Source organism: Streptomyces sp. NBC_01471, assembly GCF_041438865.1.
GTDB lineage: Bacteria > Actinomycetota > Actinomycetes > Streptomycetales > Streptomycetaceae > Streptomyces.
In genome coordinates, this window is the sequence record NZ_CP109450.1 from 1,273,118 (window position 1) to 1,285,453 (window position 12,336).

At 65.2% G+C, this 12,336-nt stretch carries 8 protein-coding genes; all 8 read right to left on the reverse strand.

What is annotated here, in order from left to right:
* Nucleotides 1–113 precede the first annotated feature (113 nt).
* The 8 genes from OG285_RS05595 to OG285_RS05630 all read right to left on the reverse strand — a co-directional run bounded on the left by OG285_RS05595 (nt 114) and on the right by OG285_RS05630 (nt 12,264).
* The gene (locus OG285_RS05595; protein ID WP_371790340.1) at nt 114–626 is read right to left on the reverse strand and encodes a hypothetical protein; all 513 of its coding nucleotides are present in this window, start codon (nt 624–626) and stop codon (nt 114–116) included.
* A complete protein-coding gene (locus OG285_RS05600) occupies nt 623–4,501 on the reverse strand; it encodes a polymorphic toxin-type HINT domain-containing protein (protein WP_371790341.1) in 3,879 nt (1,292 codons plus the stop codon). The genes OG285_RS05595 and OG285_RS05600 overlap by 4 nt, the downstream gene beginning before the upstream one ends.
* 390 nt (nt 4,502–4,891) lie before the next feature.
* Nucleotides 4,892–6,145: an FG-GAP-like repeat-containing protein gene (locus OG285_RS05605; RefSeq protein WP_371790342.1), complete on the reverse strand. Its 1,254-nt coding sequence runs from the start codon at nt 6,143–6,145 to the stop codon at nt 4,892–4,894.
* Between the two features lie 272 nt (nt 6,146–6,417).
* Nucleotides 6,418–7,281, reverse strand: coding sequence for an alpha/beta hydrolase (locus tag OG285_RS05610; protein ID WP_371790343.1), 864 nt, complete (start codon nt 7,279–7,281; stop codon nt 6,418–6,420).
* 356 nt (nt 7,282–7,637) lie between these two features.
* Entirely contained in the window at nt 7,638–9,818 is a 2,181-nt protein-coding gene (locus OG285_RS05615; RefSeq protein ID WP_371790344.1) for a trypsin-like serine protease, read from the reverse strand.
* A gap of 202 nt (nt 9,819–10,020) precedes the next feature.
* Nucleotides 10,021–10,533 carry a hypothetical protein gene (locus tag OG285_RS05620; RefSeq protein WP_371790345.1) on the reverse strand — a complete coding sequence of 171 codons (513 nt, stop codon included), beginning with the start codon at nt 10,531–10,533 and terminating at the stop codon, nt 10,021–10,023.
* A gap of 593 nt (nt 10,534–11,126) precedes the next feature.
* Nucleotides 11,127–12,041, reverse strand: coding sequence for a multiprotein-bridging factor 1 family protein (locus OG285_RS05625; protein WP_371790346.1), 915 nt, complete (start codon nt 12,039–12,041; stop codon nt 11,127–11,129).
* A 31-nt stretch (nt 12,042–12,072) separates the two neighbouring features.
* On the reverse strand, nt 12,073–12,264 hold the full coding sequence (locus tag OG285_RS05630; RefSeq protein ID WP_371790347.1) for a hypothetical protein: 192 nt from the start codon (nt 12,262–12,264) through the stop codon (nt 12,073–12,075).
* Nucleotides 12,265–12,336: the final 72 nt, after the last annotated feature.

The window sequence follows — 12,336 nt, forward strand, 5'->3', positions numbered from 1 at the left end:
ACCAGCCCTGGAATTTCCGTAACAAGAATGAAAACTGGCAAGGCCCTTATATGCAGAAAACGGGAGGCGGGCCCGCCAAGGGAGAACCTTAGCGGGCCCGCCCGCGCCCCTATCTACTGCACAAAACGGGACGAAATGATCTCCAGGCTCCACACATCGCCGTGTCCGGGGAATTCTCCCCGGATAGCACTCGCGTCGTGCACAACTTGAACCTTCACCCCGGTAGAGCGTTCTAGGAAGACACGATATCCCGGTGTCTCATCGACTACTTCCAGGGTCCCGATTCCGGGGATACGCTCATGCTCCCTCTGCACATCCGACCAGTTCGTGAACGGCTCGAACAGAATGCCTAGCCGCTCTCGAATTTTTTCTCTCAGGTCGGACAAATGGCGAAGTCTGTGAACTTCCAGAGAAAATGCTTGGCATGCCCAGTCCGGTTCGTCGACGCACGTCACTTCGAACAGGCCGTAGTCACGTCGGAGGACCCTGGAATTTCGACGCCCGGTGACGTCGTCTACGTATGGCAGCGGAACGACGGGAGCGAGTCCGTCAAGCTCGCCGCCAACTCTGGAACCGAAAAGCGAGCCAGTATAGATTGCACGAGCAATGAATTCTGCGCCCTTCATCCCAACTTCTCCAATGCTTTGATCAAAAACTGGAGCTCGGCAGCGCGGTTCTTGTTGTTTCCCCAGTTGTGTGTGTTCATGTGCTCCTGTGCCGCCCGTGCCTTCTGGATTAGATCTTTTCTTAGCTCAGGGCTGCTCTTGAGCGTGTCCAGGACTTTCTGAACGCTCTTGTCCGATGCCATCCCCGTGCTGAGCCGGATTCCCTTGGCGCCGAGTGCTCCCTCATGACTGTAGACATGAACTTCGTCGGCTCCCACGTGTAGATGTGCTCCCTTCGTGGCCCAGTCCGAGGCGACGGGAGACACGCGTACTCCGCAGATGTCGTTGTGAACCAGGACAGGCGTGTTGCCTGCGAACACGTAGTAAGTGTGCAGGCCATCTACGGTCAGATTGTACGTGCGAGCATGTTGCGTGAAGCCCCGATTCCCCTTGATGGTGGCGGTGCTCCCGTCGACAGTACGCAGCGTCATTCCGGAGTGCAGGCTGCCGGCCTTGATCCATTCCCCCTCAGAGGGGGACCAGAATGGATGCTCATGCGTCGCCGTGAGGTGCTCCGTGCCGCGAGAGGTGCCGATGGAGAGTTCATTGAACGAAGTGTCGAGGCCGGTGATGATGAGATCTTCGACAGTGCGAGCTTGCGTTTTTCCGGTCCGGGGGTCGGTCGCGACCACGTGGTCGCCGACGCCCACAGCCTCGATAGCCTTGTGGCTTCGGTCCGCCATCAGCACTTTGGTGCCCGCAAGGAAGCACGTGGCACACTTGATTGCTTTAGCCGCACGTGAACCGTCGGCGATTTCCTCGATGGCGTCGCCGCTTTTTTTGAGGAGCTTAAGTTTTCCGACTGGCAGGAACGACATGACCGCGAGAGCACACTTGCCGAGGCTGGGATTCTCGATGCAATCCTTGGCATCGTTCAGGCCAAGGACTTCCCAGGCAACTTCCTTCATGACAGGGTCGATCGTGGGAAACACTAGTTCTTGCCCTGCCATGGCACAGGGTGGGAGGCTGTCCCGGTTCACCGGGATGTAGCACTTGGGCTTTTTCTCTGCCTCCCGCTGCTTTTTGCGAGCTTCTGCGGCCTGTCGGCGTTCTTCAGCAAGTTCCGATTCGCGTTTTGTGACCACGTCTTTCCACGCGGCCTTAGCGAGTTCAGCGGCCTCCGTGGAACTCTTTCCCGCATCCAAGGCCGACTGGCGTGCGTCGTCAGATGCCTGCTCAGCAGACGTCGCGGAGGCGCGTGCGTAGTCCGCTGAGAATTCTGCGTCGGCGGCGGATTCTTCGGCTGCCGAGGATGCCTGGTTGGCGCGGTTGGCGGCGTCGCGTGCGGTGGTCGCGGACGTCTTGGCCTGCTTGGCGCTGGTCTCGGCCCGGTCGGCAGCCTTGTCTGCGTCGGCGGCATAGCCTTCGGCGTCCTTGGCGCTCTGCGCAGCATCGTTTTTGGCCTTCTCAGCATCTGCTGCAGCGCCCTTGGCTTCGGCTGCGGCTTGCGCAGCAAGCGCGCTGTTCTTCCGGGCCGTGGCCGCGATCTCCCGACCCTCGGCAATAAGCCGTTCGACCTGGGCGATGTGGTTGTTCGCGAGCTGGTCCTTGCGGTCGGCCATGTACTGGCCCGCCTGGACGAAATTGTGCACCTCGTCGGCGGGGCCGGCCAGGGCGATCTTGGCGGCAGACTTGACTTCAGGGCCACCGTCGTTGAAGAGCGCGGTGGTGGCCACCCGCTCGTCAGCCTGCTGGGCGGTGTACTGCCCCTTGTTCAGAAAGCTGAGCAGCGCGTGGGTGCTGCCGTCCTCCAGAGCTTTCTTGGCGTCCTCTTTGACACCCGGGCCGCCGTCGTTGGCAAGCTTGGTGACCGCGATCCGGTAGTCGGCATTGGCGGCCTCGTGCTGGCCGGTGGTGTAGAAGTCGAGTATTTCTGCGTCGGTTCCCTTGATCGCATCGGTCGCAGCAGTCCGTACGGCATCGTAAGGGCTGTCCGAAGCCAGGTCGGCGACTTGCTGACGGGTCTCATCCGCGACCGCTTTGTCCCAGCCGGTCTTCAGGTACGTGATCACGTCAGCGTCGGTGCCAGACAGTGCTTGGGCGGCGGCGTCCTTGCGCCAAGATCCAAAGTATTTCAGGGCGCGCAAGGCCACCGCGCGTCCCTTGGTGGCGATCGCTGCCTGGTCTGCGCCGGGCTTGTCCACTTCGGTGGCCAGAGACTTGGTGTCGTCCACGATGGACTGGCCCTCGACGACCGTCTGGGAGACGTCGATGGTGAAGGTGTCGGCTGTTGCCTTTTGCGTCAAAGCAGCCTCAACACCGGCGTTGGTACGGGTGTTGAGTTCCTCGGTCTCTGTCTCCCGTGCGATGTCGAAGGTCTTCTGCGCGGTGGCGACCGCCTTGGTTGCGGTGTCGGCGGCAGCCTTGGCGGCAGCGGCCTGCTTGGCTGACTCCGCTGCCTGGTCGGCCGCCTCCCCGGCATGTTTGGCTGCCTCGTCTGCAGCGTCCGCGGCATTGTTGGCGTGTGTGGCGGCCGAATTGGCTGCGTCTCGTGCCTCGTTGGCGGCCGCTGCCGACTTGCGGGCCAGTGCCTCGGCCGCGTTGGCGGCGCGGTTCGCCTCGGCAGCGTGTCGGCGGGTCTCAGCTGCTGCGGCCCGCGCTTCGCCTGCGGAGCCCCCTGCAGCTTCCGCGTAACCGGCCGCCTGGTCAGCGGCGTCGGCCGCTTTGTTTGCGTTGCCGGTCGCGCTGCGGGAGGCAGCGGCTGCGTCCGCGGCAGCCAGGGAGGCTTTGCCGGCTTGTTCAGCAGCCTTGGCCGACCTCTTGGCGAGCTCGCCGGCCTTGCGCGCCTCGGCAGCCCGATCCCGGGCGGCCTGCGCCTTGTCCTTGTCCTTGCTGGCGGCGTACGCCGCGTTCGAGGCTCGGCCCGCGGCCTCGGCTGCCGCGGCTGCCGCGCTCGCGGTCTGCGCAGCGGCCAGCGATGCCCGGCGGGCTGATCTATTGGCCTCGTTCGCCGCACCGATCGCCTGTTGCGAGGCTGTGGCTGCCGCGCGCGCCGCGTCGGCGGCTTGGTTGGCCTTGACTGACGCTCGGTTGGCGTCGTTCTTCGCTGCCGCGGTCTCCTCAGCCGCCTTCTCTGCGGCCTCTTGGGCGAGCGCCGCTGCAGCGATTGCTTTCGCGGACGCCTCCTGGGCCTTGTCGGTGGCAGCCTCGGCCTGCTTGCCTGCTTTCTCGGCCTGCTCGGTCAACTGCGCGATCGAGGAATATTCCTGGTCACGGTTGCGCGCGACGAACTGACCGACCTCTAGGAACTCGACGATGTCGTCTGCGGTTCCCTGCAGGGCGAGCTTGGCGGCGGCCTTCACGTTCGCGCCGCCGGTGTTGTAGAGCTTGGTGGCCTCGACTCGGTCGTCGGTCTCCTGAGCCTTAAACTGGTCGACCTCAAGGAATTGCTTGAGATCTTCGGGTGTGCCTCCCAATGCTGTCTTACCCGCGTCTTGCACTCCGGGGCCGCCGAAGTTAACGACCTTGGTGGCCTCTACTCGAAGATCCTGCTCGTGCGGGGCCCTCCAGCCTTCGTCCAAGAAGGCCTCGACGTCGGCCGGTGTGCCGGCCAGAGCCTGTTTTGCGGCCTCTCGCACCGCCGGGCCACCCGCGTTAACGACCCGCGAGACGTCCACCCGGTCGTCGATCTCCTGAATGGTGGTCATATCGGTGAGGAACTGCTTGATGTCCTCATCCGAACCAAGCAGAGCCTGCTCGGCTGCCTCTTTGATGCCAGTGCCACCAGCTTCCCAGATCTCTACGACCTGACTGCGGAAGGCCGGGGCATAAGGGTCCTCAGCAGCGGTAGCGGGCGTTACAGCGAGCAGTCCGGCCGCCAATGTGCTGGACAGCAAAGTCGTAAAAGTAGCCCGAATTCCGAGCCCTGATCGATACCGACTCCGAATTCGCCCTCTGCGCCTGTGAAGAGAATTTTCTTTCACTTTATCGCCCTTCAGTCAATAGCAGCTATTGGGTGATGAATTACACTCAAGGAGCGCAATGAAACTTACGCCCTTATTGGACCTTGCAGTGATAGCAGGATTGCGCTATTAGCGGCTTAATATTGCGCCAGCCGGGTCCTCGCCACTCGGGATTTGATTCCCATGTAGGGGCCTTTGGCGATACGACCTGTCAAGGAGATCCCGGTGGGTGGCCAGTGATGACGGTCGGGCACCCGGGCAGGACGGACGGCTGAGAGCCGGTGTGAGGTCGGCTCGGAATCGGGTCGCAACGGCCAGGATCATCTACTTGATGTGGTCACCGAGGAATGCATTGATCGGCGTATCGAGTGAGGTTCGCCCGAGGGCGGTCGAGGTTCCGGCGGGGGTGACGGTGACGAGGGTTCCGTCGTTGTTGTTTTCGCCGGCGGCTCCGATGACAAGGCCGTTTCCGTTTGGCAAGTAGTGGCCGCCGGTGACGGCGGATCCAAACCGGTCGGCAGATTCGGGTGCGCCGGTGATGGGGCTGGTGCCTTGGTTGTAGGCGGTGGCGCTGGTGACGGTGGTCTGGTCGCCGTTGGTGATGATGTTGATGGCCAGGGCGCTACCAGCGTTTTGGTGGGTGGTCAGGTCTTCGCCGGGCAGACCTGTGAGGATGTCGGGATGTCCGTCGTTGTTCAGGTCAGTGAGGGTGACAGAGGTGCCCATGGCGTCGCCGGCTTCGGCGGCTCCGGGTATCTCGGGAGTGTCCTGATTGATGGTGGTGGTGTGGCCGCCGTACCACAGACCGTATTCCTGGCCATATTTGATGGTGATCTGGCCTCCCGTGTAGCCGTGATATCCGGTGGAGGCTGTCTCTGCGGCGACGGGCTGGCCCACGATGATGTCGTCGCGTCCGTCGCCGTTGATGTCGCCGGAATCGATGCTGCGGCCACCGTTCATCTGAACGGCCGTGCTGTGCTTGAGGCCTGCTGTTCCTGTGCTCTGGTACTCGTATACGGTGGCGCGGCCGTTGATGTCGACCGTGGTGGCGGCGGCGTCGGTGTAACCGTCACCGTTGAAATCGCCAGTGGTGAGGTCTACATACGTGAGTGCGGCGTAGGTGAGCTGCTGTGTGGTGAGGTCATCCGTGGCGCTGTTGCGCCAGGTGATCCAGCCACCCGGGGCACTCTTGGAGCCGAGGCCGGCAGCGATGACGTCGTCCTTGCCGTCGTGGTTGAAGTCGCCTGCGGCGACGGCGGTGCCCAGTCGTGCTGAGGTGGCGGTGCGGTCGGCGGCGCTGGTGGTGAAGGAGGTGCCGGTGGTGAGGTGACTGGCGCCGTCGAGGATGGTGACTGAGCCGCGGTCGGCGTGACCACTGATGTCGTCCTCGCCGGGGGCGCCGACTATGAGGTCGGTGTGGCCGTCACCGTTGGTGTCGCCAGCGGCCATGTCGGTGCCGAAGGCGTCACCTGACTCGGAGCTGCCTGCGATGCTGCCGGAGTTCTGGGAGACAGTGAGCGCCGAGGCAGCAGCAAGGCCGGCAGCGCTGCCGGGTACGACGGTGACGGCCCCGGCCATGGAGGCGGCCTTCGGTAGACCCGCGACGAGGTCGTCGTTGCTGTCTCCCAGCAGGTCGGTCCGGTGGGTGGCTGCGGGTTCGTCGGCGTGGGCGGTGCTGACGGCGGAAGCTCCGAGCGCTGCCAGACCTGCAGCTAGCAGTAGCCGCTGCGGGACGCTGGGGTGGGACTTGCGGCGGGCATGACGCCCCATGGTGACCTCTCCTGGGCAGGAACGGGATGGGCTGTCCGGGCCATCGAGTGGCTGGCGGCGGCCCGGGGAGAGATGGGCACTCAGGCGGTGCGTGCCTTGAGCCAGGTGACGACGGAGTCGTAAACACCGGGTTCGCTGAGCAGGGCGCCACCGTGAGCGGAAGAGTCCGGCACAATCTGGGTTTCGACGTCCGCGTCGGGAACACCCTTGGCCTCGGCCGTGGTCTCCAGGTCGGTGGAGTGGATGGCGGGCACGAAATCGTCCTCGGAGTGCATCAGCAGCATCGGTGCGTCGCCGCGGTTGACCCAGTTCTTGGAGACCATGCTCTTCCACGTGTCCCAGCAGCCGCTGTTGCGCAGGTCCGTGGTGTTGTCGCCGGAATCGGGGTAGCAACCGGCGAGGATGGCGGCGTTATCGCGGAGTTTGCGGTCCTTGGCGTTGGTGCTGGTATTGCCGTCGCCCCAGGCACGGTAAGGGGAAGCAACCGGGGAGAGGGCGACGACACCGCGGAGTTTTAGGGCGTTGGTGCCGTGGGTGGCAGCGTCAGTGGCCATCTGACCGCCAGCGGAGGCGCCGATCACGGAGACGTTGTCGGGGTCCGCGTCGTACTCGGCAGCGTGGGCACGTATCCAGGCTATGGAGGAGGCAACGTCGTCGCGCTGAGCGGGCCAGGCGGCTTCGAAGTTCATCCGGTATTTGATGGCGAACACCTGGAAGCCTTCGGCCGCGAAGTCGTCGGTCCAGTTGGACCAGTCGGAGTCCTGGTACCAGTAACCGCCGTGGATGATCACCAGCACAGGCTTCGGCGCAGTGGAGACAGCCCAGTAGGCGTCCAGACTCTGGCGCTTGTGGCTGCCGTAAGCGATACCGGTCTTCATCTGCAGTGGAGCAGCGGCGCGCGTCTGCGGGCGGCTGGAGTTGGGCCGGCCTTCCGGTGTCTCCATCGCAGTGGAGGCAGCAGGGCTGGACGATGCTGACGAAGAAGCAGCCGTCGATGGCGCCGGGCTGGATGGAGTCGGGCGCACCCCAGCGGACGGAGATGCGGTGGAACTCCTGGAGCTGGCCGGCGACGGGGTGGCGGTGTTGGTTGGATGGGTGCTGGGCTGAGGAGCTGCGTGGGCGGTGGTGCTGAGGAGAGTCAGCAGTGTGGCGGCCACGGGCAGGACGATGCGGCGCACGATCCGTGCCTTTCGAGTCAGGGGTTGCTGCGGGAAGGCGCCGGGCCGACGGCCCGCTGAGGCCGGGACGCCCCTGAGGGGACGCCCCGGATGAGCCGTGAGATGTATGCCGTGTGTAGTTGTTAGTGCAGTGCTGCGCCGAAGCGGGATCCGGTGCCCGGCAGGCCGTTCTGTCCGGGGATGTAGGAGGTCACCGCGTCGTCGGTGCCGCCGGCGATGACAGCCCACGGGACGGCGTAGGCGCTGCCGTAGGCGGAGGGGCCGTCGGGGATGCCGAGGTAGAGGTGACCGGGCGTAGCTGTGAGGGAATTGCCGACCTTCTCGCCGGCGGTCGGAGTGCCGGGCACTCCGAACTTGCCGGGGTAGATGGACTGGTCGGAGTCTCCGGGGGCGCCCAGCAGGCCGAAGGTGTAGGTGGTGCCAGTGTCAGCGTTGGTGCCGGTGTCCTCGCCCGGTACGCCGACGGCGAGGAAGAGATTGGCGGCCGTGCTGATCTCTCCCGGCTCGGTGGCGACGGCGGAGAGGGTAGCGCCGAACTGGTCGCCGCCTTCCATCTCGCCGGAGACACCTGCGGTGTCCTGGTGGAAGCCGTTGATCTGGGTGAAGGCGTTGGCGGTGAGCTTGAAGGTGTCGACGCGACCGGCGTCAGCCATGGTGGTGCTGTCCTCGCCCGGGGACCCGATCGCCAGGATCGACTCGCTGCCGGTGGAAGTAGCCGAGGCCCGGTAGGGAACGAGCGCGATCGAGGCGCCGAACTGGTCGCCGGCCTCGGCGCCGCCTTCGACGGTGTCCAGGTTCTGGTCCATGCCCGCGATGGGCGTGGGGATCTTGGCGCTGTTCAGAGTGTGGGTGAAGATGCTGACACCGCCGGCCTTGGCGAGGGTGCCGATGGCTTCGCCCGGTGCTCCGATGGCGAGGTGCTGCGGGGAGCCGGCGAGGGAGGCGCCGAAGCGGTCGTCTTTCTCCACTACGCCGGGAACGCCGTCCTTGCTCTGGTTGATCAGGACGGTGCTGGATCCGCGGAGGTAGAACACGGCGCCGGCGTCGGTGTTGCCCGAGGTGTCGTCCTCTCCCGGCACGCCGATGGCGAGATAGGGCTCGCCTGTCGTGGTCGTACCGGCAGCCAGGGCTTCGCCCATGGCGTCGCCCGCCTCGGACGAGGTTGAGGCCAGGGCACCGGTGCCGGAGCCCTGGGTGAAGTTGAGGGTCTTGGTGCCCTGGGCGAGGCCCAGGGGGGAGCCGTAGATGATATGGACTCCGCCGGCGCCGGTCTCGGTGCCGACGGCTTCACCGGGGACGCCGACCACCAGGTCAGTGCAGCCGTCGAGGTTGGCGTCGTAGGTGGCCAGGGCTGCACCGAAGTGGTCGTTCTTCTCCGCAGTGCCGGGAACGGACGCCAGGCCCTGCGACACCTCGACAGGCGCCGCTCCGCCGCCATAGACGACCTGGACCCGGCCGGCCTTGGTCGCTCCGCCGACGGTGGCGTCGGGGTCGGCGATGGCGACATCGCGATCGCCGTCGCAGTTGAAGTCGGTCACGCTCGCTGCATTGACGGTGGTGTTGACCCAGTCAGCGACGGTGTCGATCCTGGCTGCCACCGCGTCGGTGCGGGTCTCTTCAGTGTTACCGAAGCAACCGCCCTGCCAAGAGAGGCTGTTGACGCCGATCAGTTCGACTTTGCCTCCCGCCTCCCGCAGCAGCGGGCCGCCTGTGTCGCCGGCGCAGATCGTCGAACCGTCCGCGGCAGCGAGATCGACCGTGTTGTCGGTCGCGGTTCCCGCCGTGAAGGTACCGGTGTGCAGCTTGTCGGTGACCCATTCGGTCTTTGTGCGGCCGAAGCCAGCCGCCTTCAGGCTCTCCCCGGAGGCGGGAGCTGTGGTCGCCACCGTGACCGGCGAGACGTTGGTCACGGGACGGGCCAGACGAGCCAGGACCAGATCACGTCCCTCGTAGGGGACCAGCTCAACGACGGACTGAACCGTGCCGGTGGTGCTGGCCAGGTTCGTGCGGCCGATGGTTGCCTTCGTCGTCTTGGACGGCTTGCCGGCCTTGAGCGCCTCCGGGTGGGCGGGGTCGGCGGCGAAACAGCTGGCGCTCGTGGCAACCCACTGGGCGGCTACGAGCGCACCCGAGCACGAACGGTCGAGGTCGCCGATGTCGATCTTGGCGGTGAAGGCATAGGTGCCATCGGCTGCAGCCGGGCCGGTCAGAGCATGAGCCGGCATGACAAGCAGCCCCGTGGAGACACCAGTGAGCAGCGCGGTCGTGCCTATCGCGATGCCCCGTGAACACAGAGAGCGCACAGAGGATTCCTTGAGTGAAACGGTGAACGAGGGGGAATGGCGGCGGACGCTTGGTGCATCGACGCGGCCGTGACCGGCTTAGTAGCCAGTAAACGGGGTGCAGTTAGAGCCGACGGAGAAGCTGCATGAGGGCAACTGCAACAGGAGGGCTTCGCTGGGGCGTGCGGTAGAGCAGGCGCAAGGTGGTGCAGGTGGGCTGGGGTCAGCCGGTGATACGGATCTCGACGAGGACCGAGCGTGCCGCTCCGGCGCCCTCTCCGACTGGTGTCAGGTCATTGGCGGGAGCGTTGACCACGGTGTTCCTACCGTCGGCGCTCAGGGTGGCCTTCACGGGGTGGTCCTGGGTCCACAGGCTGAAGGTATCGGGCAACTCGAGCGTCAGGTAGCCGGACTTGGCGTTGGTCTTGAAGCAAAAGACGCCGTTGCGCGCCTCGACCGCGACGTTCGAAGCATCCTGGCAGTCACCCAGGGCAGTGGCATCGGTGAGCCAGAGGTGTCCGTCGCCTCGCTTGAGCGTGATCCCCCGAGTCTCCTTCAGCCTTGCAGCGCCTGGGTGGGTGAAGTCCTCGACAGTGGTGGGCATGTCGACTGCGGAGGCGGAGGCGGAGGCGGCGGATGAGGCCCGCGGGACGGCGAGTGCGGTAGCGCCGGCACCCATGACCAGGAGCGCCGTAAGCGCGCCGAGCAGGGCCTTCCGGGCAGGAGGTATCGCCATGATTCCTATCCAAGGGAGAAGCGTGAAGGGGAGGTGAAGCCGAGGTAATAGCCTTGGTTCACTGAAGTAAAGCACATGCAATATACGCGCATCCGCGAGACCAACTAGTCGAGGCCTGACTGCAGTCGGCGATGCGTCAGCTATTGTCCGGACTTCGGAGCTTCGCGAGCGTGCCACATTTCCAGCATCCCTCGGAAACGGACAAAAGCTCCCATGGCCGATCCATGTCGGTTTTTTGGGTGATAAGCTATCGCAAAACGTAGTTTCATCAGGTGAAACACCCGTTCAGCCTCCTGCGTGCGGCTCGCAGCTACAGACTTCCTCAGCTGAGTGGTTCGCCTCAGAGAACCCGGCGCACGCGTTCCGCCTTTGAGTGCACGCAGTGCGGACACGCCACGCACGCCGACATCGGCGCCGCCCACAACCGCGCACTCGACACCACCAGCCAGGAGCAGCGTCTGACCGGCGGGCTGGAGGCTGACAGCGCGCGGTGAGGCTGGGGCCGGGGGACGCTGATGGCCCTCCTGTGCAGGTGCGTTGAAAAGGGCGCGCTCCGTACGGCCGGACTTGTCGTCTAACGGCGCCTTTGCTCTTCAGCTCCAGAGCACCGGAACGCCCTCCAACCGCGTGATGTGCCCGGCGGCACTGGCTGCACCCCGCTCTGGACCTTTCGGATGGCCGGGAGCCCGGGTCGACTGGCCATTTCCCTGTCCCGCGGGGACACGGCTTTGCAGACAGATGCGGCAGCCGAATCCTGCCTTCACCTTGGAGTAGCGGACCCGGCTGATGGACCTGCAGGTTGTGCACTCGGCTGTCCACGGCGTGTGGTTCCCGGGGTAGGGGTCGAGGGGCTTGAGGCCCGACTGCAGCATGAAGGCCACGGCCTCTGCCGGCGTCACCCGGCGCCGTGGATGCCTGGAAGCGGGGGCCGGTGCCTGCTTGGGCAACGAGCGTTCTGCGCGTTTAGCTCGGTGCCACGCCGAGGCCCAGGCCACGAAGGAACTCTCCGGTTCCTGGCATGCGATCAGGTAGGCATGCATTTGGTGCACTGAGGTGACTGGCTGCTTTCGCTCCCGGATCCGCCACGCCGACATACGGGAGAGAGTCCCGTAATCCTTGGCTCGGTCCTCCGCTCGCTCTTCCATCTGCCGGGATGACGGCTCGCCGTTCTCCTCCCAGACCCGCCTGAGCGCCGCGGCCAGATCAGCCGAGGTACGGACGAGCTTCAGACGGGGGGCATCAGTCAGACGGTGGCCTCTTCCTGGCCGGCCCGCCTTCTTCCAGAGGTTCTCGATCTCGTTGAGGTCGGTATCGCACGCAGCCGCCATGTCCCGGGCCACCATGAGGGTTGGCCTCACCTCGCCCGCTTCGGCACGCTGGATCGTCGTCACCGACCGGTTGATCTCCGCAGCCAGTTCCCAGCGCGTCAGGCCCCGCCGGGAACGGCCCTCACGTAATTCACAAGCCAGACGACCCACGCTGTCGTTCGGGTCGTCGATCGGCGCCATTGGCCGCCCACGTTTGCCTGGCACGGCGTCGTTACCCCAGCGCGGGAGTCAATAGGGCGCGCCCCAAACGCCGGATCAGCACCGTGGCGCGCGGGCTGGCCTGGGCGTTGCGGATCAGCAGCAAGCCGAGCAGGCTGGCGCCGCCGAGTACGGCCCCCGTCTCCTGCCTGGGGACGCCATGGAGAGTCATGAGTACCGCCACCACGATGATCACGATGATCACGGCGCTTTCTCCTGAGCCGAGTCGGGGCCGGAGGCTGGCGGTGCACGTCTCTACGGGATAGGGAGATGGCAT